A 24,934-nucleotide genomic window follows, 5' to 3' on the forward strand; every position below is an offset into this window, starting at 1 on the left:
GTGACACAGGATCTGAGCCAGGCGATTTTCGTTGCCGGCCATCGAGGTATGGTCGGTTCTGCTATTGTCCGTTGCCTCAAGGCCTTGGGACATCAGAATCTTCTGACTGCTTCTCGTGAAGAGTTGGATTTGCTCGATCAGAACGCCGTACGGCGCTATTTTTTAGCCAATCGTATCGATCAGGTGTATCTGGCGGCTGCCCGGGTCGGTGGCATACATGCCAATAACACTTATCCGGCTGATTTCATTTACGAGAACCTGATGGTTGAGGCCAATATCATTCAGGCGTCGCATGCCGCTGGTGTGCAGAAGCTATTGTTCTTGGGGTCTTCCTGTATATATCCCAAGCATGCCGAACAGCCGATGAAGGAGGAGGCGCTATTGACTGGGCCATTGGAGCCGACCAATGAGCCTTATGCTATCGCCAAGATTGCAGGTATCAAGCTGTGCGAAAGTTATAATCGACAACATGGCCGAGATTATCGGAGCGTGATGCCTACCAATCTCTATGGGCAGAATGATAATTTTCATCCAGAAAACAGTCATGTTATCCCTGCGATGATGCGGCGTTTTCATGAGGCCAAGCTTGCGAATCTCTCCGAGGTTGTCGTTTGGGGTAGTGGTAAACCGATGCGCGAATTTCTCCATGTCGATGACATGGCTGCTGCCAGTGTGCACGTGATGGAACTGGAAGACATGGTCTACAGGAAAAACACTCAACCAATGCTTTCTCATGTAAACGTGGGTACCGGAGTGGATTGCACCATCCGTGAGTTGGCAGAAACCATGAAGCGCGTTGTTGGCTTTGAGGGGGAGTTGGTTTTTGACGCTAACAAACCCGACGGTGCACCTCGCAAACTGATGGACGTTTCTCGTCTTGAATCTTTAGGCTGGAAGGCAACAATCTCGCTTGATAACGGTTTACAGCGGACATATCAGTGGTTTCTTCAAAATTATGGTTTGCTGCGTGGATAAGTCAGTACCTGGTTGGCTTGACGCGCGTAATTTTGCCACGGTGCTTGCTGCAGCACCCTTGATAGCAATAGACCTTTTGGTGGAAAACGATTGTGGTGAGTATCTTCTAGGGCTGCGAAAAAATGCTCCAGCCCAAGATTGGTGGTTTGTTCCCGGTGGGCGAGTACTCAAAGGAGAAGCTCTGGATGAGGCGTTTAGGAGACTTACGTACATAGAATTAGGGCGAGAGTATGAACGTCATAAAGAAGATTTCAGGGGTGTATATGAGCACTTTTATGAGAACTCTATAGCTGGTGAGCACATTTCAACACACTATATAGTTTTGGCTTATCGATTAAAGCTGGCAGAGCAATACCCCATTGCTCTGGATTCTCGTCAGCATAAAAATATGCTATGGGTAAAGCCGCAGGACATGCGCGCGCTTAACGTCCATCATTATACTTTGGCGTATTTCGAGTAGTTAAATGTCTTGTGTAAATCATTCTACCCTTCGTCGAATCGTGCCTGAAATGCCTGACTGCTTTGTAAGGCAAGAGGGCGGTCGTGCGGTTTGTATGAAAACGCCTAACAGTGTTGGGAAAATAGCTGAGGGGGGTATTCGTCTTCAGGGTAAGTATAAAGTTGATGCAGAAGGTCAGCCTTTAGTAAGTGTTATTACGGCAGTATATAATGGGGCTGAGTTTCTTGAGGACACAATAAATAGTGTGCTTGGGCAAAAATACTCGAATGTGGAATACATTGTTATTGATGGCGGTTCTACCGATGCAACGTTGTCGATCATAAGAAAATACGAACACGCTATCGATTACTGGGTGAGTGAGCCAGATGGTGGCGTTTATGCTGCTATGAATAAAGGTATAAGTCTTGCGAGCGGCAGTTGGATCGGGCTCATTAATTCGGATGACCGCTATACGAAGGATGCGATAGAGATAGTTGCGGGTGTCGCGAAGGATGGTGCTGCTGATATTGTGTGCGGCGATCTGGATATTGTGAGTCGGCAGGAGGGGGCGTTTATTGCTCGTCGATCCGCTAATTATTTGAAGCTCCCTTTTGGTATGTATGTTAATCATCCTGCTAGTTTTGTTAGATCTGCTGTTTATAGGAGTGTGGCCTCCTACGATTCTTCGTTGAGGATTGCTGCTGATTATAAGTTTTTCCTAACGGCTTTTGTTTCGAAGGTTCGGTTTTGTAATGTGTCTGCTTGCCTTGCTGTAATGAGGGATGGCGGTCTGAGTATTAAGCATGAACAACTGACTAAGCAAGAGGAGCGATCCGTGAGGAAAGAGGTTTTGCCTTATGCCCTATATCTCTTGGTCGTACTGATTAAAAAAATTAGGAGGCGAGGTTGAGGCGTTTAGCTGTGTACAGTGATGCCGAGCATTTGGGTGGTCATGAAATTCAGTTGCTGAGTGCTCTCAAGGGGATAAAGAATCAGTATGAGATAGTGCTCTTGATCAACAAGGAGAATAAGGCGTTTATATCTAGGGTGCGCGAACTAGGACTTTCGGTGAGCCCTTGCTCCTGCTCGGTGGGTCGATTTGAATTTTTTTTGAGATTTTTCCGGTTTTTGAAGGTGTTGCGTGTTTTTTTATTTCTGAAAGTGTGGCGTCCAGAGGCTTTGTTAGTTGCTCAAGGGAATGTGGAGAAGGGAGGGGTTGCTGTTATAGCGGCTCGTCTGGCAAAAGTTAAATGCATTTCATATATTCCGTCTGCTCACTTTCTTGTGGATGTTTCAAAGAGTCGATTCTGGGGGCGGGTTAAAGATTTTATAAATATTTTAAATTATAGGCTTTGTGGAAATTATATAACAATCAATGGATATAACAGGGATCTGATTCGGCGTCGCTCGGCCACGGCTAGAATTGTAGTGGTAAATAACGGGATAGATTTCAAGCGATTAGATGAGAGTTCTGGTCTTGAGCTAGAGGTTCCATTTGGTCGCAATGGGCGGCGCGTGTATTTGATCGTTGGCAGGATGGAGATTTATAATAAAGGCCAGGATTTGATCCTGGAGTGTCTGTCACGATATCCGGACGCTTTTAGGGAGGCGGATTTCGTTTTTTGTGGTAGTGGTAAGGATGCTGATCTATTCAAACGACTCATAGAGTTTAAGAGTAATATATTTTTCTATGAGCATGTGGACAATATCGCTATGTTTTATCGTCGAGCCGATGTTGTTGTTATTCCCTCTCGTTTTGAGGCGGGAGAGGGGACGCCGATGGTCCTGCTGGAGGCGTTGTATATGAATAAGCCAGTTTTAATGAGTGCGTTACCTGGTGCTGATATGTATCTTGATAAGTGTTCACTTTTTTCGGTTGGATCTGTTGAGGCTTTGGCGGATAGACTAAAGGCTGGTCTTTTTGATTCTAAGGGTAAAGGAGTTGATGTCGTGTCATTGCATAGTGAGGCGTCTATGATTAAAAATTTTTCTGGTGCGCTTTCCTCTTTCTTGTGATTTTTACTGCTGAATCGAGGCATTCATGCGAGTTGTCTTTGATAGTATTATTTACGAGTTGCAGCGTGCTGGAGGGATATCGCTCTATTGGTCTGAGTTAATATCCAGGGCAGACCCTTTGTCCTCGATTTTTTGTGGTAAGCCTAATGATAATATTTTTTCCCCTAATATCGCGTTTGTGGAAGAATCATATCCATCATTTTTGCCTAGGCGTTACCTTCCGTTTTGGATGAAGGGAGGGGTGGGTAAATCGCATATCTTTCATAGCAGCTATTTGAGATTTTCTAGCGACTCGGCAGCGTTAAATGTTAGTACGGTTCATGATTTTACTTATGAGCGCTATATTCACGGGTTGAAAGGCTTCGTTCATGGTTTGCAGAAACGGCTTGCGGTTAAGCAGTCTGCTGGAGTTATTTGTGTTTCTGAGAATACTAAGGCTGATTTATTGAATTTTTACCCTTGGGTGGATGAGAGGCGCGTACGTGTTATTTATAATGGAGTGGGGCGTAATTTCTTTCCTCTAAACGATGCGAAGGCGTTACTGACGTCTGAATTAGGTTATTTTTCAAAAAGGCCTTTTCTGTTGTTTGTTGGAGATCGAAGTTTATATAAGAATTTTGACATTTTTCTACAGTTAGGTAAGATTTTTCTAGAGTTTGATCTGGTTGTGGTTGGTGGGCAAGCCTTCAGCACGGAGGAAAAAAACAAGCTCTCCTCTATTTCTTCGCGAGTTAAACATTTTCGAGGGTTATCCTCAGAAAGTCTCAATATTCTGTACGGCTCTGCTTTTTGCTTGATTTATCCATCCTCTTATGAGGGGTTTGGTATTCCTGTTCTTGAGGCAATGAAGGCCGGATGCCCGGTCATCTCGACGCGATGCTCATCGATACCTGAAGTGGCTGGTGAGGCTGCACTTTTGGTGGATTCTGTGTCAGTAGATGCTTTTGTTGATCAACTCAATGCGCTTATGAGTACCGAACTATATGAGGCTCTTCGGCAAAAGGGATACGTTCAGGCTAGTAAATTTTCCTGGGATAAATGCTTTAAAGAAACTACAGATTTTTATAAGGAAGTTTGGGATGCTTTACGAACGTAAAGGTGTTTGACTGTTTAAAAAATGGGTTTGATAGAGGCTCTGCTTTGAAGGTTACTCTCATTACGGTTTCTTTTAATAGTGGCCGAACTATCCTGGCAACTCTCGATTCCGTTGCTGCTCAGCGGTTTTCAGAGCTTGAATATATTATCGTAGATGGTGGTTCTACCGATGCCACCATGAGCCATGTCGCTAGTTTTCCTGATTTAGTGAGTGAGGCTATCTCGGAGTCGGATGAAGGTATCTATGATGCCATGAATAAGGGACTGCTGCGGGCAACAGGTGAGATCGTGGGTATCCTTAATTCGGACGATTTCTATCTGCACCCAAATGTCCTCAGCGAGGTAGAGGCTATATTTTCTGCTGATCCAGCGTTGGATGTTGTATTGGGCGATGTGGATTTTGTCTCTGACCGCGACTTGGGTAAGCCTGTTAGACAGTATCGTGCTGGAGGCTTCAGGCCTTGGATGCTGCGCTTTGGTTTAATGCCTCCACACCCCGCCGTTTTTATAAGGCGTTCAGCCTACGAACGTGTAGGCTTTTACAAGCTAGGTTATAAAATTGCGGCAGACTTTGATTTCCTGGTGCGTTTGCTGCTTATTGACGGCGCTAAGTATCGGATCATTAATAAGTATTGGGTAAGGATGCGTACGGGAGGGGCGAGTACTGCCGGTTGGCAGAGTAATCTGATATCTACTCGCGAGATGTTGCGTTCTCTCCGTGAAAACGGAATCTTCTCGTGTACGCCTATGCTTTTGCTTCGGCTACCTATTAAATTTTTCAGACAGGTTTTCTTTTGAATTTTTTGCTGACGGGGGCATCCGGTTTTCTCGGGCGAAGTCTGGCCAAGCGCTTGGTCCTTCAAAAGGGAGGGCACTTGACCGTAACCACACGCTCGCAGAATGCGCCAATTGAGGTGCCTTCTTATGTCGTTGGTGATCTATCTGGTACTACCGACTGGAGAAAGGCTGTTACTGGTCAGCAAATAGTTATTCATGCAGCTGCTCGGGCCCATGTTACCAATGTTGGAGTAGGCGATCCGCTTACCGAATATCGCCGCGTTAATGTTGACGGTACGCTGGAACTTGCCCGCCAAGCCGCTGCAGCGGGGGTGAAACGTTTCGTTTTCATCAGTTCTATCGGCGTTAACGGGAATGTCAATGTTCGCCCGTTTACTGCCCTTGATATCCCGCACCCCATGGAGCCCTATGCCCAGTCCAAATGGGAAGCTGAGCAGGGGCTTTGGCGCATCCAGCAGGAGACAGGGATGGAGCTGGTGATCATTCGTCCTCCCTTGGTGTATGGCCCAGAGGCTCCGGGTAACTTTGGGAGTCTGGTTCGCTGGATTGGTAAAGGGATTCCACTACCGCTCGGGGCTATCCACAATCGCCGTTCGCTGGTTGGCATCGACAATCTTGTCGATTTGATCGTTCGCTGCATCGATCATCCTGCCGCTGCCAACCAAGTCTTTCTGGCGGGTGATGGTCGCGATCTATCGACTACGGAGCTGTTGCGTTTAGTGGGAGATGCAATGGGGCGGCCTGCACGGCTGATTCCTGTGCCTGCTGGCGTTCTGAAGCTTAGCGCGGCATTGTTGGGGCGAAAGGCTATGGCGCAGCGCTTGCTGGGGTCTTTGCAGGTAGATATCTCGCAGACTTGCGAGACACTGGATTGGCAGCCACCTTTCACGGTTGAAGAGGGGTTAAGGCGTTGTTTCCTGTCTTCGGATTGACTGGCTTTCAGAGGTTGGGTCTGTGATACGTGTTTTTGATGTTGTTCTGTCCTTGCTGGGGTTGCTCTTCGGCTTTCCAGTATTGATCTTGATCTATGTTCTTGGCTTGTTGGATACAGGCGCGCCCCTGTTTCGTCAGACGCGTGTGGGGCGTGGTAAGCAGCCGTTTACGTTAGTCAAGTTTCGGACGATGGCGGTTGATACCGCATCTGTGGCGAGCCACTTGGCCTCCAGCGCCTCGATCACGCGCTTGGGCGCTTTTCTGCGCAAGACCAAGCTGGACGAGCTACCGCAGTTATGGAATGTGCTCAGGGGGGAAATGAGTCTGGTTGGGCCTCGGCCTAATCTGTTCAATCAGGAAGAGCTGATCGCCGAGCGGGAATTACGTGCAGTGTATGATGTTCGCCCTGGCATTACGGGTCTGGCCCAAGTGCAGGGGATCGATATGTCTACGCCGGCTTTGCTTGCCGAGACTGACCAGCAGATGATCCGGTCGATGTCGATCTCTCTCTATTTCAGCCTGATTCTGCAAACAGCCTTGGGAAAAGGTGCTGGCGACCGAGTGGTGCATTGAACCTGGCGTGTCTATTGCGGCAGGAGGGTTGATGTTTGACGTGTCTGGAGCAGGCAGCTCCATTTGAATGGTAACGAGGCAGCCAGAGGGATGAAGATGAACGGTTTGCGCCAGTTTCTGGTGAGTTTGCCCAGGCGCCAGAAGCGTTTGTTGCAGTTATTGGCCGATACCATCCTCGTCTGGGTTGCGCTTTGGCTGTCGTTTGCCGTTCGTTTGGGGGAAATCGATGCAGCCAAGCCCTTTTCTGGGCATGGCTGGTTGTTCATTGTCGCTCCGTTGATTGCGCTGCCTATTTTCATCCGGTTGGGCATGTATCGGGCAGTGATGCGTTATGTGGGTAGTGATGCGCTCATTACCATCGCAAAGGCCGTATCTCTCTCGGCGCTGGTGTTGGCGCTTGCCGTTTATTGGTACAGGGGCCCCACGGCGGTTGTGCCGCGCTCTATGGTTTTCAACTACTGGTGGCTCAGTCTGTTGCTATTGGGCGGTCTGCGTCTTGGGATGCGCCAATTCTTCATCGGTGATTGGCTCGAGCCTGTTGCCCGGCAACGTGACGCTGTAGCAGGCACATCCCGGGTTGCTATTTACGGCGCGGGAACGGCTGGTAATCAGTTGGTTGCGGCTTTGCGTTTAGGGCGTGCGATGCGGGCGGTAGCATTCGTGGACGACGATGCTGGAGTCGCCAATCGTGTTATTGCCGGATTGCGAGTTTATACACCCAAGCATATTCAGCAGATGATCGACGAGACGGGGGCTGACGAGATCCTTCTTGCGATGCCGTCTATTTCTCGAGCGCGACGTCGCGAGATCCTCGATGCGTTAGAGCCTTATGCATTGCATGTTCGCAGCGTGCCAGGGTTCACCGACCTGGCCAGTGGAAGGGTGAAGGTCGAGGACATCCAGGAAGTGGATATCGCTGACCTTCTCGGGCGTGATGCGGTGCCACCTCGGCAAGACTTATTTGAGCGCTGTATCAAGAGTCAGGTGGTTCTGGTGACCGGCGCTGGTGGCTCTATCGGTTCGGAGTTATGCCGGCAGATTCTCGCTAGCGGCGCGCGGACCTTGCTGCTTTTCGAGCACAGCGAGTTCAATCTCTACAGTATCCATGGCGAATTGCAGCAGCGAATCGAGCGGGAGTCGCTGCCGATCAAGCTGGTGCCGATTCTCGGGTCTATCCGTAACTTCGAGCGGTTGTTCGACATTCTGCAGACCTGGCGCGTCAACACTGTCTATCACGCCGCTGCGTACAAGCATGTGCCGATGGTCGAGCATAACGTCGCTGAGGGTGTGCTGAACAACCTGGTCGGTACGCTCAATGCCGCGCAGGCGTCGATCAAGGCGGGTGTTGCCAATTTTGTGCTGATCTCAACCGACAAGGCGGTGCGACCCACTAATGTCATGGGCAGCACCAAGCGCCTGGCCGAGATGGTGCTGCAGGCGCTGAGTCGTGAGTCTGCGCCGTTGCTGTTCGGTGATGACTCAGGTGTTCATCACGTCAACAAGACCCGGTTCACCATGGTACGTTTTGGCAATGTGCTGGGCTCTTCCGGGTCGGTGATTCCGTTGTTCAGGGAGCAGATCAAGCAGGGTGGGCCGGTGACGGTGACGCATCCGAACATCACACGCTATTTCATGACGATCCCCGAGGCGGCGCAGCTCGTCATTCAGGCAGGTTCGTTGGGGCAGGGCGGTGATGTGTTCGTGCTGGATATGGGTGAGCCAGTGAAGATCGCCGATCTTGCCGAAAAGATGATTCGTTTGTCCGGCTTGACTGTGCGCGATGAGCGCACTCCGCATGGCGATATCGGTATCGAGTTCACCGGGTTGCGCCCGGGTGAGAAACTCTACGAGGAGTTGCTGATCGGCGAGGATGTGAAGCCTACGGAGCATCCGATGATCATGCGCGCGGAAGAGGACATGCTGCCCTGGGACGATCTCAAGGCTCGCTTGCAGGCGCTGCTGGTTGCAGTGAGTGAGGATGATTACGCTCGCGTACGCGTGCTGCTGCGCGAAACGGTGCATGGTTATGTGCCGGAAGGTGAGATCGTTGACTGGATTCATCTCAGAAACCGGGAGCGTTGAGGCTGTGATTTAACCACTACAGCAGCGCTGTTGTCTGGGTCGGTCTTTGACCGGCCTTTTTCGTTTTTATAGGGCGAGGGTGCTGGGTTACGCGATTTGTGTTTTGTAGGCGCCCCGCCTCGGGGCCAAGCTCTTGGCGTTGCGGTGTTCTTTCGATTCGCCGCGGGGCGCGGCTCCTACAGGTGCAGCGGGTTCCTTCAGGGAGATGAGTAACCTGAGACTTAGTTTCTGGTGAGAGTCTGCCGAAAACGAAAAAGCCCCGGTATGAACCGAGGCTTTAAATTTGGCTCCGCGACCTGGACTCGAACCAGGGACCCAATGATTAACAGTCATTTGCTCTACCGACTGAGCTATCGCGGAACAACGGCGCGTATGTTACTGATTAAAAAAGAGAAGTCAACACTTCACCGCGATATCTATGTGGTTAGAATTCGGGTTTTCAGCGATGGTGTTGTGGGAGGGGCTTTAGCCGCGATGGCTGCCAGTCCGGCGAGGTTCGCGGCGGGGCGCCGCTCCTACAGGTTGGGCGGTACCTGCGGGGTCTGTGTAGGAGCCCCGCCCCGGGTCGAAGCTTTGGCTTTTGCGGTGCTCTGTCGAACGATTCGCGGCTGAGGCCGCTCCTACAGTGACTGTTGGCGCATACAAAAACGCCGGCTTATGGGCCGGCGTTTTTGTTTATCACTAGGGCTTATAGCACGGCGTGGATCGCACGGGTGACGCTGTCCAGGTTGCCCTTGTTCAGCGCGGCGACGCAGATGCGGCCGGTGCCGACGGCGTAGATGCCGAACTCTTCCTTCAGGCGTTCCACTTGCTCCACGGTGAGGCCGGAGTAGGAGAACATGCCGCGTTGCTCGGCGACGAAGCCGAAGTCACGCTTGGCGCCCAGTGCGGCCAACTGTTCGACCATGGCCAAGCGCATGCTGCGGATGCGGTCACGCATTTCGCCCAGTTCGGCTTCCCACATGGCGCGCAGTTCGGGGCTGTTGAGCACGCTGGCGACCACGGTGGCGCCGTGGGTCGGCGGGTTGGAGTAGTTGGTGCGGATCACGCGTTTGAGCTGCGACAGGACGCGAGTCGACTCTTCACGGCTGCTGGTGACCAGCGACAGGGCGCCGACGCGTTCGCCGTACAGTGAGAACGACTTGGAGAAGGAGCTGGAGACGAAGAATTCCAGGCCCGACTCGGCGAACAGGCGTACGGCTTCGGCGTCTTGCTCGATGCCGTCACCGAAGCCCTGATAGGCGATGTCGAGGAAGGGCACGTGCTCGCGCTCGCGCAGCACGTCCAGTACGGCTTTCCAGTCTTCCAGCTGCAGGTCGACGCCTGTCGGGTTGTGGCAGCAGGCGTGCAGCACGACGATGGAGCGGGCCGGCAGGTTACGCAGGTCTTCGAGCATGCCACCGCGGTTCACGCCGTTGCTGAACGGATCGTAGTAGCGGTAGTTGTGCACCGGGAAGCCGGCGGATTCGAACAGGGCGCGGTGGTTTTCCCAGCTCGGGTCGCTGATGGCCACGGTGGCGTCCGGCAGCAGGCGCTTGAGGAAGTCGGCGCCGATCTTCAGTGCGCCGGTGCCGCCCAAGGCCTGGGTGGTGATCACACGGCCGGCTTCGATCAGCGCTGCGCCCTTGCCGAACAGCAGTTCCTGCACGGCTTTGTCGTAAGCGGCAATGCCTTCGATCGGCAGGTAGCCACGAGGTGCGTGGGCCTCGATACGTGCCTTTTCAGCTTCTGCGACGGCGCGCAGCAGCGGAATTCGCCCCTCCTCGTTGTAGTAGACGCCCACGCCAAGGTTGACCTTGGTGGTGCGGGTGTCGGCGTTGAATGCTTCGTTGAGGCCCAGGATGGGATCGCGCGGAGCCATTTCGACGGCAGAGAAGAGACTCATGATGGGTGCGGCAACTCGAGTGAGGGGTGGGTGGCCAGGCGTCCCCGACAAAAGCGCTAGGGGGCGCGTAAACGGGGCGTTAGTATAACGACCCTGAATCCAGGGGGCGACAGCGCAAAGCCCTGAATTAAGGCCTTTTGCCAGGTAATTCGACTCTACCTGGACCTATCGCCGAATCGCCCCGCAATTCATGGCGTTTGACGCGGTCCGACAGGATGCGTCACAGCCATTTGTCGAGGTACTGCATGTCCGAGTTTCAGTTGGTGACCCGCTTCAAACCTGCCGGCGATCAGCCTGAGGCGATCCGGCAGATGGTCGAGGGGCTGGAGGCCGGTCTTTCGCACCAGACCCTGCTGGGTGTGACCGGCTCGGGCAAGACCTTCTCCATCGCCAACGTGATCGCTCAGGTGCAGCGCCCGACCCTGGTGCTGGCGCCGAACAAGACCCTGGCGGCGCAGCTCTATGGTGAGTTCAAGGCGTTCTTCCCGAACAACGCGGTGGAGTACTTCGTCTCCTACTACGACTACTACCAGCCGGAAGCCTATGTGCCATCGTCGGACACCTTCATCGAGAAGGATGCCTCGATCAACGACCATATCGAGCAGATGCGTCTGTCGGCGACCAAGGCGCTGATCGAGCGCAAGGACGTCATCGTGGTCTGCACCGTGTCGTCGATCTATGGCCTGGGCAGTCCCGAGGAGTACCTGAAAATGGTGCTGCACCTCGACCGTGGCGACAAAATGGACCAACGTGCGCTACTGCGCCGCCTGGCCGAGCTGCAGTACACGCGCAACGACATGGATTTCGCCCGCGCCACCTTCCGCGTGCGCGGCGACGTGATCGATATCTTCCCGGCGGAATCGGATCTCGAAGCCATTCGCGTCGAGCTGTTCGATGACGAGGTGGAGAGCATCAGCGCCTTCGATCCGCTGACCGGCGAAGTGATCCAGAAGCTGCCGCGCTTCACCTTCTACCCCAAGAGCCACTACGTCACCCCGCGTGAAACCTTGCTGGAGGCGGTTGAGCAGATCAAGGTCGAGCTGCAGCAGCGTCTGGAGTACCTGCGTGGGGCGAACAAGCTGGTGGAGGCGCAGCGCCTGGAGCAGCGCACGCGCTTCGATCTGGAGATGATCCTCGAGCTGGGCTATTGCAACGGCATCGAGAACTACTCGCGCTACCTGTCGGGCCGCCCGTCCGGCGCGCCGCCCCCCACTCTCTATGACTACCTGCCGGACGAAGCGCTGCTGGTGATCGACGAGTCCCACGTCTCGGTGCCGCAGGTTGGCGCTATGTACAAGGGCGACCGGTCGCGCAAGGAAACCCTGGTGGAATACGGCTTCCGTCTGCCTTCTGCGCTGGATAACCGACCGATGCGTTTCGAGGAGTGGGAGGCGGCCAGCCCGCAGACCATTTTCGTTTCCGCTACGCCTGGGCCTTACGAGGGCGAGCATGCCGGGCGCGTGGTGGAGCAGTTGGTGCGGCCGACCGGCCTGGTCGACCCGCAGATCGAGGTGCGTCCGGCGCGCACTCAGGTCGATGATCTGCTCTCGGAGATCCGTTTGCGTGTGGCAGCGGGTGACCGCGTGTTGGTCACCACCCTGACCAAGCGTATGGCCGAGGATTTGACCGACTACCTGGGCGACCATGACGTCAAGGTGCGTTACCTGCACTCGGACATCGATACCGTTGAACGGGTGGAGATCATTCGCGACCTGCGCCTGGGCGCCTTCGACGTGCTGGTGGGCATCAACCTGCTGCGTGAGGGCCTGGATATGCCAGAGGTGTCGCTGGTGGCGATTCTCGATGCGGACAAGGAAGGCTTCCTGCGTAGCGAGCGCTCGCTGATCCAGACCATTGGTCGCGCCGCACGTAACCTCAACGGCCGAGCGATTCTGTACGCCGACAACATGACCGGCTCGATGCAGCGCGCCATTGGCGAGACCGAGCGGCGCCGCGCCAAGCAGATCGCCTTCAACGAAGCCAACGGCATCGTGCCCAAGGGCGTGCAGAAGGAGGTCAAGGACATCCTCGAAGGCGCCGTGGTGCCGGGGGCGCGCAGTAACAAGCGCAAGGGCATGGCCAAGGCGGCGGAGGAGAGTGCGCGTTACGAGAACGAGCTGCGTTCGCCGAGCGAGATCACCAAGCGTATTCGTCAGCTGGAAGAGAAGATGTATGCCCTGGCGCGCGACCTGGAGTTCGAGGCCGCAGCGCAGATGCGCGACGAGATTCAGAAGCTGCGGGATCGGTTGTTGCAGGTGTGATGTGTCAGTGAGTGTGGGAGGCGCTTCGACTCTGGCATCCTGCTTCGTTCTACCTCCTGCATCCATGCAGTCGTAGCGGCGATGGTCGCGGCTGAAGCCCCTCCCACGGGGCTGGCGGTGTCTGCGGAATCTGTGTAGGAGCCCCGCCCCGGGGCGAAGCTGTTGGCTTTGCGGTGCTTTGGCGAACGATTCGCGGCGGGGCGCCGCTCCTACGGATCGGGCGGTGTTGGCGTTAATGCGCGGCGCCACCGCCTGCCATGTTCTGCGGCAATTTCCGTGTCAACAGGATCGCCAGCATGCTCACGCCCAGGGCGATGCCGATGAAATGGAAGGCATCGTTGTAGGCCATGATGATCGCCTGTTCATGGACGATCTGGCTGAGCCTGGCCAAGGCCGCCTGCTCGCTGCCCAATGTCTGCGTCAGCAGCTGCAGACGCTCCTCCACCTGCGGATTGGTCGGCACGATGGATTCGCGCAGGTAGTCGAAATAGACCTTGGCGCGGGCATCGAGCAGGGTGGCGAGCAGGGCGATGCCGATGGCGCCGCCGAGGTTGCGCAGGATGTTGAACAGGCTGGAGGCCGAGCCGGCGTCCTGCGGCAGGATGTAGGCGGTGGCAATCAGCGACACGGTGACCATCACCAGCGGCTGGCCAAGCGCGCGGATGATCTGGATGTGCTGGAACTGTTCGCCGGCGAAGTCCAGGTTGAGCACGCCGGAGAAGAAGCTCGCCGCGCCGAACAGGGCAAAGCCCAGGGCGCACAGCCATTTCGGCGAAATGATCTTCATCAGCTTGGGCACCAGCGGAATCAGGAACAACTGCGGCACGCCCATCCACATGATCACTTCGCCGATCTGCATGGCGTTGTAGCCCTGGATCTGCGCCAGATACAGCGGCAGCACGTAGATCGAGCCGTACAGCCCCACGCCGAGCCCCAGGCTGGAAATACTGGCCAGGCCGAAGTTGCGCTCGCGTAGCACGCCCAGGTTGATCAGCGGGTTGGGGCGGGAGATCTGCAGGATGACGAACAGGATAAGGCTAACCAATGCCACGCTGCCGAGGCCGACGATCAGTTGCGACTCCAGCCAGTCCTTGCGGTGGCCTTCCTCGAGAAATACCTGCAGGCAGCCCAGGCCCAGGCCGAGGGTGATGATGCCAGCGTAGTCGGTGGTCTTCAGCAGCTCCCAGTGTGGCGCCTTCTTCTCCAGGCCATAGAGCAGCCCGGCGATCATGATCAGGCCGGGCGGCACGTTGATGTAGAAGATGTATTCCCAGCCCCAGTTCTCCGTCAGCCAGCCGCCGAGGGTCGGGCCGATGGAGGGGGCGAAGGTGGCGGTGATGGCGAACAGGGCCATGCCCTTGGCGCGGTGGTGCTCGGGTAGCTTGATCAGCGTCATGGTGAACGCCAGCGGAATCAGCGCGCCGCCGGTGAAGCCCTGCAGGGCGCGGAACACGATCATGCTCTCCAGGCTCCAGGCCAGGGAGCACAGCAGCGAGGCGATCAGAAAGCCCACCGACACCCATACCGCCAGGCGGCGCGCCGAGAGCAACTGCACCAGCCAGGCGGTCAGCGGGATCATGATGATCTCGGCCACCAGGTAGGACGTGGAAATCCACGAACCTTCCTCCAGGGTGGCGGACAGCGCACCCTGGATGTCCTTGAGCGATGAGTTGGTGATCTGGATATCCAGCACCGCCATGAAGGCGCCGAGCATGGCACTCATCACCGCAATCCAGTCGCGGCGGCTGGGCTCCGCCGTGGGGCGGATCAGCGCATCACCCGCCATGGCTTTCGTCGCTGCGCAGATCGACCGTGACTTCCACCGACATGCCGGGGCGGATCAGTCCATGCAGCGGGTTGTCGGCGGCGAAGGTCAGCTTGACCGGGATGCGCTGCACCACCTTGGTGAAGTTGCCGGTGGCGTTGTCTGGCGGCAGCAGGCTGAATTGCGCGCCGGAGGCGGCGAACAGGCTGTCGATGCGGCCTTCGATGGGGGTGTCGGGATAGCTGTCGAACAGCAGTTCGGCTTTCTGCCCCGGGCGCATGTGGCCGATCTGGGTTTCCTTGAAGTTGGCCTGGATCCAGATGTCCTGATCCGGTACCAGCGACAGCAGGTAGGCGCCGCTTTGCACCACCTGGCCTTCGCGGGCCGAGCGCTGGCCGACCATGCCGCTGATCGGCGCGTGAATTTGCGTACGCGAGAGATTGAGGTCGGCCTGTTCCAGGTCGGCCTGCGCCGAGAGAATCAGCGCGTCCAGGCGTTTGAGCTCGGCTTCCAGGCTGGCGACCTGCTGACGCTGAGCCTGCAGATCGGCCTGGGCCTTGGCCACTTGCGAGCGGGCCACGCGGTTGTCGGCGGCCAGGGTGGTGACGCGTTCTTCGGAGACGTAACCCGGCTTGCGCAGGGTCTGTGCGCGGCCGAGATCGAGCTTGGCGCGATCGAGGGTCGCCTGGCTGGCGGCGACGTCGGCCTGGCTGGCGGCAATCAGGCTGGCCTGCTGGTCGAGCTTGCTCTGCGCCTGGGCGCGCTCGGCCTGGTGAGTTTCCAGGGCGGCGAGGGCGCGCTGGCGAGCCAGGCGGAAATCGGCGTCTTCCAGCACGGCCAGGAGTTGGCCGGCCTCCACGTGTTGGTTGTCGCGCACCAGGACCTTTTCGATACGTGCATTCAACTGGCTGGAGACGCGAGTGATCTCGCCCTGCACGTAAGCATTGTCGGTGCTCTCGTGGTAGCGACCGATCAGCAGCCACTGGGCGAGCAGGGCGCCGGCGATCAACACCAGCAGGATCACGAATACGAGAAGGCGACGTTGCAGTTTGGCGGGCATGCTTGAGGCTCGGGGGGGGGCGGCGGAGAAGTGTAAGTAAATTTAACAGCGTTCCCTTTTCGCTAGTAGACTCTCGGCTTGGCATGCTTTGTTGCGTATGAGGAACAATCATGGGGCTGGATGACGCACTGATCTTTACCCGAGTGGTGGAATGCCACAGCTTCACCCAGGCTGCGACCAGCCTGGGCATGCAGAAATCGACGGTGAGCCGGCGCATCGCGTTGCTCGAAGAGCGCCTTGGTGTGCGTCTGCTCAACCGCACCACGCGTAAGTTGCGCCTGACCGAGGTGGGGCAGGCTTACTACGAGCGTTGCCGGCAGATCATGCTCGACTTCGCCGAGGCCGAGCAGGCAGTGATGCAGCTGCAGCGCGAGCCGTCCGGACTGTTACGCATCACTTCACCGATCGAATTCGGCCAGTTGTTTCTCGGGCGCGTGCTGGGCGAGTTCATGCGTCAGTACCCGCAGATCGACGCCGAGGTGGAGCTGACCTCGCGATCCGTGGACCCGCTGGAAGAGGGCGTGGACATCGCCATCCAGGTCGGCCAGCCGCAGGATTCCACGCTGATCGCGCGCAAGTTGTTCGAAAGTGGCCGACGTCTGTGCGCCAGCCCTGCTTACCTGGCGGCGCACGGCACGCCGCGCAGCGTTGCCGGGCTGGAGGGGCATCGGGCGATCCTGCTGCAGCATGACGCCCCGCGTTACTGGCCGCTATTGGGCGAACATCTGCCGTGCCAGCGGGTGATGACCTGCAACAACATCACCTTCGCCCGTGAGGCGACGCTGGCAGGCGCCGGGATTTGCGGGCTGCCGGTGATGATCAGCGAGGAGGCGGTGCGCAGCGGGCGTCTGATCGAGCTGCTGCCCGAGGCGCGCCTGCCGGTGGGGGAGGTGTACGCCATCTACCCGTCGCGGCGCTTCCAGGCGATGAAGGTCAAGACCTTTCTCGACTTTCTCATCGCCAGCTTGCCCATCACCCGCGGCGGGTTGCTGGAGCCAGGGGCCGTCGGCCTGCTAACATCGCCCGCTTGATTCAAACCTCGTGTCTTCCTTCCGAGAGCATTCATGACCACCGTCCGTACCCGTATCGCGCCATCGCCCACTGGTGACCCCCACGTCGGCACTGCCTATATCGCGCTGTTCAACCTGTGCTTCGCCCGTCAGCACGGTGGCCAGTTCATCCTGCGCATCGAAGACACCGACCAGGTTCGCTCGACTCGTGAGTCCGAACAGCAGATTTTCGATGCCCTGCGCTGGCTGGGTATCGAGTGGGACGAAGGCCCGGATGTCGGCGGCCCGCATGGCCCGTACCGGCAGAGCGAGCGTGGCGAGATCTACAAGAAGTATTCGGACGAACTGGTCGCCAAGGGCCATGCCTTCCCATGCTTCTGCTCCGCCGAGCGCCTCGACGAAGTGCGTGCGCAGCAGATGGCCAACAAGGAAACGCCGCGCTACGACGGTCACTGCATGCATCTGGAGCCGGCCGAGGCGCAGCGCCGCATCGCCGCAGGCGAGTCGCATGTGGTGCGCATGAAGGTGCCGAGCGAAGGCGTCTGCGTGGTGCCGGACATGCTGCGTGGCGATGTCGAGATCCCATGGGATCGCATGGACATGCAGGTGCTGATGAAGGCCGATGGCCTGCCCACCTACTTCCTGGCCAACGTGGTCGATGACCACCTGATGGGCATCACCCACGTGTTGCGTGGCGAGGAATGGCTGCCGTCGGCACCCAAGCTGATCAAGCTCTACGAGTACTTCGGTTGGGAACAGCCAGCGCTGTGCTACATGCCGCTGCTGCGTAACCCGGACAAGAGCAAGCTGTCCAAGCGCAAGAACCCCACCAGCATCACTTTCTACGAGCGCATGGGCTACCTGCCGCAGGCCATGCTCAACTACCTGGGACGCATGGGCTGGTCGATGCCGGACGAGCGCGAGAAATTCTCCCTGAGCGAGATGATCGAACACTTCGACATCAACCGTGTGTCGCTGGGCGGGCCGATCTTCGATCTGGAGAAGCTGTCCTGGCTCAACGGTCAATGGCTGCGCGAGCTGCCGGTGGAAACCTTCGCTGCCGAAGTGCAGAAGTGGGCGCTCAATCCCGAATACCTGATGAAGATCGCACCGCACGTGCAGGGTAGGGTGGAGACCTTCAGCCAGATCGCACCGCTGGCCGGCTTCTTCTTCTCTGGTGGGCTGAATCTGGACGCCAAGCTGTTCGAGCACAAGAAGCTGTCGCCCGACCAGGTGCGTCAGCTGATGCAGCTGATCCTGTGGAAGCTCGAGTCGCTGCGTCAGTGGGAAAAGGAGCGCATCACCGGCTGCATCCAAGCGGTGGTCGAGCATCTGGAGCTGAAGCTGCGTGACGCCATGCCGCTGATGTTCGCGGCCATCACCGGCCAAGCCAGCTCGGTATCGGTACTCGATGCCATGGAAATCCTCGGCCCGGACCTGACCCGCTTCCGCCTGCGCCAGGCGCTAGAGCTGCTCGGCGGCACCTCGAAGAAAGAGACCAAGGAGTGGGAGAAGCTGCTGGCGAGCATCGCCTGATGTAGGGTGCGCCGCGCGCACCGGGGTATCCTCGGTTGCGGCGGTGTGCGTGGCGCACCCTACGGTTAGGCCGGCGTTTAATTGTCGGGTTGGCTCTAAGTAATTGTTCTAGTGGCAAAAACTTTGGGCTGGCAGGAAAAATGTTGTTGACAGCCAATCGGGGCGCTCTTAACATGCGCCCCGTCCTCGAGATGGGGCTATAGCTCAGCTGGGAGAGCGCTTGCATGGCATGCAAGAGGTCAACGGTTCGATCCCGTTTAGCTCCACCAATCACACTCAAGGCCAGCCTAGTGCTGGCCTTGTCGTTCGAAGGTTTCGTCCCCTTCGTCTAGTGGCCTAGGACACCGCCCTTTCACGGCGGTAACAGGGGTTCGAGTCCCCTAGGGGACGCCATTTATTCCAGCCGTAGCGCTCAGGCGCTGCAGCCAGACCGAAAGGTTTCGGGGCTATAGCTCAGCTGGGAGAGCGCTTGCATGGCATGCAAGAGGTCAACGGTTCGATCCCGTTTAGCTCCACCAAACACTGACAAGGCCAGCTTAGTGCTGGCCTTGTTCTTCGAAGGTTTTGTCCCCTTCGTCTAGTGGCCTAGGACACCGCCCTTTCACGGCGGTAACAGGGGTTCGAGTCCCCTAGGGGACGCCATTTTTCTTGCCGCATTTGCGGGACCCAGGGGTCACTTCTTCGGAAGTGGCCCCTTTTTGTTTTTCCCCTTCTTTTTCTGATGCTGGTGCACCTGTCTTGCAATGCTGACCAGCGGTCGATCCGGTGACTTGCAAAATAATATGATGATCGTAATATTGTATTCATCATATTAAGGGCGCAGTCATGAGTGGACGCAAAAGTGAAACCCGTAAGCGCATTCTCGCTGCGGCGGGGCGTGTACTCGCAGAGCGTGGGCCTGGTGACCCGGCGGTAGCTGAGGTCATGGCTGAAGCGGGGCTGACGGTCGGCGGCTTCTACGCGCACTTCGCCAGCAAGGATGCGCTGATGCTCGAGGCATTTCGTCAGTTGCTTCGGGTGCGGCGTGATCGCCTTGCGCAGGTCGACCAGAGCCTGACAGGCAGAGAGCGCCGAGTGCTCTTGGCCGCTTTCTACCTTTCGCGCAGGCACCGTGACGATGCTGACGAGCGCTGCCCGCTGCCGAGTTCGCTGGCGGAAATTGCGCGGTTACCGGATGGCTTTCGCCAGACCTTGGCTGAACACATTGAGCTGATCACGGCGCAAATGAGCGGGACGCCGGAAGAGGGCGATGTGGCGCTGGCTGACCTGGCGCTGATGATCGGTGGTCTGGCACTGGCGCGGGCCTTGGGGCCAGGCGAGTTGTCCGACCGGGTGTTGCGTGCTGCCAAGTCGGCAGTTGTGTGAAATCAAGCGTGAAGGAGAAGGTGATGAACCAGATGACCTGGGTCCGTGGTGTCAATGCAACGCTGGGTAGAGTGGCGCCGCAACTGATCGCCAGTCGTTTACGCGAACGTTTCATGACGCCGCGCACTACGTCGCCGCGGGATTGGGAACTGCCGCTGCTGGCAAGTTCAGAGCGCATTACCCTGCGTTTCGGTCTCTCTGCGCTGCGTTGGGGCAGCGGCCCTACAGTGCTGCTGATGCATGGCTGGGAGGGGCGCCCGACCCAGTTCGCGCTGTTGATTCGCGCTCTGGTCGATGCGGGTTATGGTGTTGTCGCACTGGATGCGCCCGCCCATGGTCGATCGCCGGGGCGTGAGGCCAATGTGGTGCTGTTCGCACGTGCGTTGCTCGAGGCGGCCAGTGAGCTGCCGCCGCTACGCGCCGTGATCGGCCACTCGATGGGCGGCGCCAGCGCGCTGCTTGCCACGCAAATGGGCTTGCGCAGCGAGACCCTGGTGACCATCGCTGCGCCGAGTCGGATTCTCGGTCTGTTGCGTGGCTTTGCCCGGTTCATGGGGTTGCCTGCCGAAGCGCGTGCGCATTTCGTGCGGCAGGTGGAAAAGACTGCCGGTATCCCGGCTGCGCATCTCGATGTGCAGCGTTATCAGCTGGAACTGCCGGGCCTGATCGTGCATGCCGAGGACGATCCGGTGGTACCGGTGGGCGAAGCCGATCTGATCCACAAGGCCTGGTTCGACAGTCAGCTGCTGCGTCTGCCAGCGGGTGGGCATCAGCGTTTGCTGAGCGATCCGTTGCTTCTGCAGGCCGTACTCGAGCTGCTGGAGCAAATGCCTCAGGCGTCGTTGAAGGCGTTGGCTTCGTAACTGACCACGCGGTTGCGACCGCTTGCCTTGGCGCGATACAGGGCACGGTCTGCCAGTTCCAGCCATTGCTCACCGCAGCCGGGGTCACTCGGTACGCCGGCGTGTAGGCCGATGCTCAGGCTCAGCGCTATAGACTGCTGTTGGTAGAGGCAGGGGTGCTGCGCGAGGTCTTCGCGCAATTGCTCGGCCAGGTCGAGTGCGCCGGTCAGGTCTGTGTTGTCGAGCAGGGCGGCGAACTCTTCGCCGCCGAAGCGTGCCAGCAGATCGCTGCTGCGCAGGCGTTGTTGAATGCGCTGGGCTGCATGACGCAGGCAGGCATCGCCCGCCAGGTGACCGTAGCGATCATTGACCTGCTTGAAGTGATCCAGATCCAGCATCAATACCGCCAGCGATTGTCGGCTGCGCTCGGCGCGGACACAGGCGCGCGCCAGTTCTTCGCTGAGTGTCTGGCGATTGAATAGGCCGGTGAGTCCGTCACGGCGATTCAATTCCGCCAGGCGCATGTTGGCGTTGGACAGTTGCTGCAGGGTGTCCTGCAGGGTCGCGGTACGCTCCTGTACGCGCTGTTCCAGGCTTTCGCTGATCTGCGTCTGCAGTTCCAGGTGCTTGGTCTGCTCGGTGCGCAGGCGGCGCTCCTGATCGATCAGTTTGGCCTGGGCCAGGCGTTCGGCTTCCTGCACGTGGCGGATACGTGAGGCCAGGGCGATGGAGAACACCGTCATCTCGATCAGGCCGCCGATCTGCTGGGCATGCAGGGTCAGCAGTGAGTAGGGCAACAGACCAGTACCGGTGAGGATGCTGGCAAGGCTGGCAGCAATCAGCACGAACCAGCCCAGGGCGAACAGGCGTGCGGCTGCGTAACCGCCCCGCCAGCGCAGCAGGGTGATGACGAAGGCGGCTATGGCACAGGCGACCACCAGCACGAAGCTGCCGATCAGGGCCGGTGCGTAGGGGCCAAACAACGCCATCCCCAGCACCAGCCAGGCGCAGACCTTGAGTGTGTTGGCGACCCAGCGGTAAGGCTTCGCGGCCTTGTCCAGTTCCAGCACACCGTAGGTGAAGTGAATGCCGAACAATGTCGCCAGCGCCGAGCTTAGCGGGAAGCTCAGTTGATGCCAGGTCAGGGCGTTTGGCCATAGCCATTGCAGGGCGAAGCCGAGCTGGATGAACTGATAGAGGCCGAAGCTGGCGACGAACAGGCTGTACCAGAGATAGTTGCGGTCGCGCGTGATGCAGAAAATGCTCAGGTTGTAGATCAGCATCGCGATCAGGGCGCCGAAGAACAGGCCCTGTAGCAACAGGCTGCGCTGTTCCTGGTGGTCGAAGGCATCGCGTGTCATCAGGCTGGCGCTGAGGTTCGCCGAGCCATCGGTTTGCATACGCAGCCAGATGCGCTGCTGCTCGCCGGACTCCAGGTCGAGGGGGAGTACCAGTTGCCGGTGTTCGACCCAGCGCCAGTCAAAGGGGCGCTGGTCACCGGCGCGGTAGATGCGCTTGCCGTCCAGGCCGTAGGCGTCGAGTTGATCCAGCAAGGGATTGCCGATCAGTAGAACCCAGCCAAGCGAGCGATTATGCGGATTGTGTACATCCAGGCGCAGCCAATAGGTGCTGCCGCTGTAGCCGAAGCTGGCATCGCGCCGGGCGACGGCCCGCCAGGCAGAGTCGGGTAGTGCGCGGACATCGACGAAATCGGCCTGGCCCTCCGGGTCCTCCCAGACATGCATATAGGGACCGGGCAGTGTCTGCGCCTGACCAATCGGCAGTGGCAGGCTTTCTGCCCAGCTCAACGCTGGCAGCAGCAGAAGCATCAATAGGCGCAGGATGGCAGTCAATTGCTCGTTCTCTGGCTCTCGGGCGAGTGCGCCGCATTATGGCGCGCGGCGATGGCGCGATGAAAGCTCGGCACTGCATGGAAAGGCTGCGCGGCGTATCATGCGGCACCTGGCCGAACGGTCGTCGAGGATGCTGGCGGCCATGTTCTTGAATCGGATCGATCAGCTTGCCGCGCGCTGGCTGCACACCTGGAGGTACAGTCATGAACTGGGAGCTACCAAGCCCCTTCGTCATCGATATCGAAGTGAGCGCAGAGGACATCGACGGCCTTGGCCATGCCAACAACGCGGTGTACGTCAGTTGGCTGGAGCGCTGCGCTTGGCGGCATTCGCAGTTCCTGGGGCTGGACCTGGTCGAGTATCGCCGTCTAGATCGGGCCATGGCGGTGGTGCGTCACGAGATCGACTATCTAGCCAGCGCCTACGAAGGGCAGCATCTGCAGATGGCGACCTGGATCGTCGAGTCCGACCAGCGTCTGAAGATGGATCGGCGCTTCCAGCTGGTGCGCCCGGAAGATGGCGCCACCTTGTTGCGCGCCAAGACCACCTTTGTCTGCATCGAACTGTCCAGCGGGCGCCCGAAGCGCATGCCGGCGGAATTCGTCGAAGGGTATGGCAAGGCGCTGATGCAGCCCTATCCGCTGGAGCTGTAAGGCCGCTCAGTCGATCACCGGCGCGAGAAATACCTGCTCCGGCTCGACCACGACGGCGAACTGGCGGGTTTCACCGGGGCGCAGGATGACGGACTGCGCCACATCCGGCCCACGGCCAGCGCAATAGCCATCTGGCGACATGGCCACGGCGACGCTCAGTTCGCCGTTGGGCAGGTCAAGACTGGTTTGCTCGCCGGGGCCGAGTTTTGCCACTACCTGCTGGTTGACGTAGAGCTCCACATCGCAGGCATTCGGCGCGTTGTTGTCGCGACTGAAAATGAGTCGGGCCGGTGCATCGGCCACTGGGGCGGTGGGGGCCGGCTCGGTCGCAGTGGGCGGGTTCTCGCTGGCTTGGGCAGCCATGCAGAACAGGCCGAGCACGACGGGTGCGATCAGGCGCATGGTAAAGCCTCCGTTTGGCGTCAGCGGCAGTGTCGCCCATCTTGCGCGGCGCGTGCGACCCCTTAACAGGCCATTGAAAAACTACCTGCATTGCCATTGCTGCGTTAAAAACAGCCTCGCGTGCGAGCCCAGGCTAGGCGCCCCCGCCCAAAATGCTCATTTACAACACGTAAAGTCGGGCGCGACCCCGGTCGTTTTTCGCCTGTTTTTGCGGGGCCGCCACCGGTATTGCACTGGCTGCCTCGGCTCGGGCTTCCTGCTTCGCTCTACCTCCTGCATCCATGCAGTCGTCGCCTACGTTTCTCAACGGCCTGTTAGACTGTGCGCCCCATTTTCCGGACAACCTCATGCAAATCGCCCTGGCGCCCATGGAGGGGCTGGTCGACGAGATTCTGCGCGACGTACTGACCCGCATCGGTGGTATCGACTGGTGTGTCACCGAGTTCATTCGTGTCAGCGAGCGGCTGTTGCCCGCGGCCACCTATCACAAGCTGGCTCCCGAGTTGTTCAACGGCTCACGCACCCGGGCCGGTACGCCGATGCGCGTACAGTTTCTCGGCTCCGATCCGCTGTGCCTGGCGGATAACGCTGCCTTCGCCTGCACGCTCGGCGCCCCGGTGATCGATCTCAATTTCGGTTGCCCGGCCAAGACGGTGAACAAGTCGCGCGGCGGCGCGGTGCTGCTCAAGGAGCCGGAGCTGCTGCACGCCATTGTCCGTGAAGTGCGGCGCACGGTGCCGGCCGAGATTCCGGTGACGGCGAAGATGCGCCTGGGCTTCGAGGGCAAGGAGGGGGCGTTGGATTGTGCGCGTGCACTGGCCGAGGGCGGGGCGAGCCAGATCGTCGTGCATGCGCGGACCAAGGTCGAGGGTTACAAGCCGCCGGCGCACTGGGAGTGGGTGGCGCGGGTGCAGGAGGTGGTCGGCGTACCGGTGTTCGCCAACGGCGAGGTGTGGACACTGGACGATTGGCGTCGCTGCCGTGAGATCAGCGGCGTGGATGACATCATGTTGGGCCGTGGCCTGGTGTCCCGTCCGGGGTTGGCGCGGCAGATCGCGGCGGTCAGAGCAGGCGAAGAGCCCGAGGACATGAGCTGGGTCGAGCTGCAGCCGTTGTTGCTCGATTTCTGGCAGCAGGCGCGGCGCAAGCTGGCGCCGCGCTACGCGCCAGGGCGCCTGAAGCAGTGGCTGGCGATGCTCACGCGTACCTACCCGGAGGCGGTGGTGCTGTTCGCCGACGTGCGCCGCGAGCAGGATTGCGAGCGTATCGATCGCCTGCTTGCGCCATCTCCGTAGGAGCCCCGTCTCGGGGCGAAGCGCTTGCTTTGAAGGTATGTCGCTTCGCCGCGGGGCGCGGCTCCTACATGAGTGGTGCCGTCTACCTGGGGGCGT

21 protein-coding genes and 5 tRNA genes are annotated in these 24,934 nt (G+C 58.3%); 20 read left to right on the forward strand and 6 right to left on the reverse strand.

All coding sequences use genetic code 11. The features are described 5' to 3' along the window. The 9 genes from fcl to BM186_RS08250 all read left to right on the forward strand — a co-directional run bounded on the left by fcl (position 1) and on the right by BM186_RS08250 (position 8,911). Positions 1-975, forward strand: coding sequence for a GDP-L-fucose synthase (gene fcl / locus BM186_RS08210; protein ID WP_074914503.1), 975 nt, complete (start codon positions 1-3; stop codon positions 973-975). Beyond that, complete coding sequence (locus tag BM186_RS08215) at positions 968-1,435, forward strand: GDP-mannose mannosyl hydrolase (protein ID WP_241519847.1); 468 nt, start codon at positions 968-970, stop codon at positions 1,433-1,435. Before fcl ends, BM186_RS08215 begins: the two co-directional genes overlap by 8 nt. A 94-nt stretch (positions 1,436-1,529) precedes the next feature. Further along, positions 1,530-2,324 carry a glycosyltransferase family 2 protein gene (locus BM186_RS08220; RefSeq protein WP_074914507.1) on the forward strand — a complete coding sequence of 265 codons (795 nt, stop codon included), beginning with the start codon at positions 1,530-1,532 and terminating at the stop codon, positions 2,322-2,324. Positions 2,325-2,335: 11 nt separating this feature from the next. Beyond that, the gene (locus BM186_RS26265) at positions 2,336-3,430 is read left to right on the forward strand and encodes a glycosyltransferase family 4 protein (RefSeq protein WP_129591725.1); all 1,095 of its coding nucleotides are present in this window, start codon (positions 2,336-2,338) and stop codon (positions 3,428-3,430) included. 25 nt (positions 3,431-3,455) lie between these two features. Continuing rightward, positions 3,456-4,526 carry a glycosyltransferase family 4 protein gene (locus BM186_RS08230; protein WP_074914511.1) on the forward strand — a complete coding sequence of 357 codons (1,071 nt, stop codon included), beginning with the start codon at positions 3,456-3,458 and terminating at the stop codon, positions 4,524-4,526. Positions 4,527-4,570: 44 nt separating this feature from the next. Beyond that, entirely contained in the window at positions 4,571-5,323 is a 753-nt protein-coding gene (locus tag BM186_RS08235) for a glycosyltransferase family 2 protein (protein ID WP_074914512.1), read from the forward strand. 5 nt (positions 5,324-5,328) lie between these two features. Beyond that, a complete protein-coding gene (locus BM186_RS08240; protein WP_394327886.1) occupies positions 5,329-6,255 on the forward strand; it encodes a UDP-glucose 4-epimerase family protein in 927 nt (308 codons plus the stop codon). A gap of 22 nt (positions 6,256-6,277) precedes the next feature. Beyond that, a complete protein-coding gene (locus BM186_RS08245; RefSeq protein WP_074914518.1) occupies positions 6,278-6,829 on the forward strand; it encodes a sugar transferase in 552 nt (183 codons plus the stop codon). Positions 6,830-6,925: 96 nt separating this feature from the next. Next, positions 6,926-8,911 carry a polysaccharide biosynthesis protein gene (locus tag BM186_RS08250; RefSeq protein ID WP_074914736.1) on the forward strand — a complete coding sequence of 662 codons (1,986 nt, stop codon included), beginning with the start codon at positions 6,926-6,928 and terminating at the stop codon, positions 8,909-8,911. Positions 8,912-9,195: 284 nt separating this feature from the next. Here the strand turns inward: BM186_RS08250 and BM186_RS08255 are convergent. Continuing rightward, positions 9,196-9,271: transfer RNA gene (locus BM186_RS08255), tRNA-Asn, on the reverse strand. A gap of 328 nt (positions 9,272-9,599) precedes the next feature. After that, positions 9,600-10,796 (reverse strand): amino acid aminotransferase, encoded by a 1,197-nt coding sequence (locus tag BM186_RS08260; protein WP_059391717.1) that lies wholly within the window; start codon positions 10,794-10,796, stop codon positions 9,600-9,602. Positions 10,797-11,041: 245 nt separating this feature from the next. Between BM186_RS08260 and uvrB the strand changes: the two genes are divergently transcribed. Continuing rightward, positions 11,042-13,057 carry an excinuclease ABC subunit UvrB gene (gene uvrB, locus BM186_RS08265; RefSeq protein WP_074914520.1) on the forward strand — a complete coding sequence of 672 codons (2,016 nt, stop codon included), beginning with the start codon at positions 11,042-11,044 and terminating at the stop codon, positions 13,055-13,057. Between the two features lie 232 nt (positions 13,058-13,289). On the opposite strand, the gene BM186_RS08270 is transcribed toward uvrB, so the two are convergent. Together BM186_RS08270 and BM186_RS08275 are read right to left on the reverse strand one after the other, a co-directional pair. Next, complete coding sequence (locus BM186_RS08270; protein WP_074914523.1) at positions 13,290-14,843, reverse strand: MDR family MFS transporter; 1,554 nt, start codon at positions 14,841-14,843, stop codon at positions 13,290-13,292. Next, positions 14,833-15,882, reverse strand: a complete 1,050-nt coding sequence (locus BM186_RS08275; RefSeq protein ID WP_074914525.1) for an HlyD family secretion protein — start codon at positions 15,880-15,882, stop codon at positions 14,833-14,835. Before BM186_RS08275 ends, BM186_RS08270 begins: the two co-directional genes overlap by 11 nt. A 110-nt stretch (positions 15,883-15,992) precedes the next feature. Here BM186_RS08275 and BM186_RS08280 point away from each other — a divergent pair, with 110 nt between their 5' ends. The 8 genes from BM186_RS08280 (at position 15,993) to BM186_RS08315 (ending at position 20,656) form a co-directional block, all read left to right on the forward strand. Further along, positions 15,993-16,913 carry a LysR family transcriptional regulator gene (locus BM186_RS08280; RefSeq protein WP_017677332.1) on the forward strand — a complete coding sequence of 307 codons (921 nt, stop codon included), beginning with the start codon at positions 15,993-15,995 and terminating at the stop codon, positions 16,911-16,913. Positions 16,914-16,946: 33 nt separating this feature from the next. After that, complete coding sequence (gene gltX, locus BM186_RS08285) at positions 16,947-18,428, forward strand: glutamate--tRNA ligase (RefSeq protein ID WP_074914527.1); 1,482 nt, start codon at positions 16,947-16,949, stop codon at positions 18,426-18,428. Positions 18,429-18,621: 193 nt separating this feature from the next. Next, a tRNA-Ala gene (locus BM186_RS08290) sits at positions 18,622-18,697 on the forward strand. A 48-nt stretch (positions 18,698-18,745) separates the two neighbouring features. Continuing rightward, positions 18,746-18,821, forward strand: a tRNA-Glu gene (locus BM186_RS08295). 49 nt (positions 18,822-18,870) lie between these two features. Then, positions 18,871-18,946, forward strand: a tRNA-Ala gene (locus BM186_RS08300). A 48-nt stretch (positions 18,947-18,994) separates the two neighbouring features. Next, positions 18,995-19,070 (forward strand) — tRNA-Glu (locus tag BM186_RS08305). A gap of 183 nt (positions 19,071-19,253) precedes the next feature. Continuing rightward, positions 19,254-19,793, forward strand: a complete 540-nt coding sequence (locus BM186_RS08310; protein ID WP_059391722.1) for a TetR/AcrR family transcriptional regulator — start codon at positions 19,254-19,256, stop codon at positions 19,791-19,793. Positions 19,794-19,816: 23 nt separating this feature from the next. Further along, positions 19,817-20,656, forward strand: coding sequence for an alpha/beta hydrolase (locus BM186_RS08315; protein ID WP_074914530.1), 840 nt, complete (start codon positions 19,817-19,819; stop codon positions 20,654-20,656). Here BM186_RS08315 and BM186_RS08320 read toward each other — a convergent pair. Next, complete coding sequence (locus BM186_RS08320; RefSeq protein ID WP_241519848.1) at positions 20,626-22,488, reverse strand: sensor domain-containing diguanylate cyclase; 1,863 nt, start codon at positions 22,486-22,488, stop codon at positions 20,626-20,628. The genes BM186_RS08315 and BM186_RS08320 overlap by 31 nt on opposite strands. Positions 22,489-22,691: 203 nt before the next feature. On the opposite strand from BM186_RS08320, the gene BM186_RS08325 reads away from it, so the two are divergent. After that, complete coding sequence (locus BM186_RS08325) at positions 22,692-23,141, forward strand: acyl-CoA thioesterase (RefSeq protein ID WP_017677327.1); 450 nt, start codon at positions 22,692-22,694, stop codon at positions 23,139-23,141. 6 nt (positions 23,142-23,147) lie between these two features. On the opposite strand, the gene BM186_RS08330 is transcribed toward BM186_RS08325, so the two are convergent. Next, positions 23,148-23,543, reverse strand: a complete 396-nt coding sequence (locus BM186_RS08330; RefSeq protein WP_074914535.1) for a hypothetical protein — start codon at positions 23,541-23,543, stop codon at positions 23,148-23,150. Positions 23,544-23,890: 347 nt separating this feature from the next. On the opposite strand from BM186_RS08330, the gene BM186_RS08335 reads away from it, so the two are divergent. Beyond that, entirely contained in the window at positions 23,891-24,838 is a 948-nt protein-coding gene (locus BM186_RS08335) for a tRNA dihydrouridine synthase (protein WP_074914536.1), read from the forward strand. The last annotated feature ends 96 nt before the right edge of the window (positions 24,839-24,934 follow it).

It is taken from the genome of Ectopseudomonas toyotomiensis (assembly GCF_900115695.1).
GTDB lineage: Bacteria > Pseudomonadota > Gammaproteobacteria > Pseudomonadales > Pseudomonadaceae > Aquipseudomonas > Aquipseudomonas toyotomiensis.

Coding starts and splice junctions, on each gene's coding strand:
- BM186_RS08270 (WP_074914523.1), bottom strand. CDS start 14,843: ATGGCGGGTGATGCGCTGATCCGCCCCACGGCGGAGCCCAGCCGCCGC.
- BM186_RS08335 (WP_074914536.1), top strand. CDS start 23,891: ATGCAAATCGCCCTGGCGCCCATGGAGGGGCTGGTCGACGAGATTCTG.
- BM186_RS08330 (WP_074914535.1), bottom strand. CDS start 23,543: ATGCGCCTGATCGCACCCGTCGTGCTCGGCCTGTTCTGCATGGCTGCC.
- uvrB (WP_074914520.1), top strand. CDS start 11,042: ATGTCCGAGTTTCAGTTGGTGACCCGCTTCAAACCTGCCGGCGATCAG.
- BM186_RS08230 (WP_074914511.1), top strand. CDS start 3,456: ATGCGAGTTGTCTTTGATAGTATTATTTACGAGTTGCAGCGTGCTGGA.
- gltX (WP_074914527.1), top strand. CDS start 16,947: ATGACCACCGTCCGTACCCGTATCGCGCCATCGCCCACTGGTGACCCC.
- BM186_RS08280 (WP_017677332.1), top strand. CDS start 15,993: ATGGGGCTGGATGACGCACTGATCTTTACCCGAGTGGTGGAATGCCAC.
- BM186_RS08310 (WP_059391722.1), top strand. CDS start 19,254: ATGAGTGGACGCAAAAGTGAAACCCGTAAGCGCATTCTCGCTGCGGCG.
- BM186_RS08250 (WP_074914736.1), top strand. CDS start 6,926: ATGAACGGTTTGCGCCAGTTTCTGGTGAGTTTGCCCAGGCGCCAGAAG.
- BM186_RS08275 (WP_074914525.1), bottom strand. CDS start 15,882: ATGCCCGCCAAACTGCAACGTCGCCTTCTCGTATTCGTGATCCTGCTG.
- BM186_RS08260 (WP_059391717.1), bottom strand. CDS start 10,796: ATGAGTCTCTTCTCTGCCGTCGAAATGGCTCCGCGCGATCCCATCCTG.
- BM186_RS08325 (WP_017677327.1), top strand. CDS start 22,692: ATGAACTGGGAGCTACCAAGCCCCTTCGTCATCGATATCGAAGTGAGC.
- BM186_RS08315 (WP_074914530.1), top strand. CDS start 19,817: ATGAACCAGATGACCTGGGTCCGTGGTGTCAATGCAACGCTGGGTAGA.
- BM186_RS08220 (WP_074914507.1), top strand. CDS start 1,530: ATGAAAACGCCTAACAGTGTTGGGAAAATAGCTGAGGGGGGTATTCGT.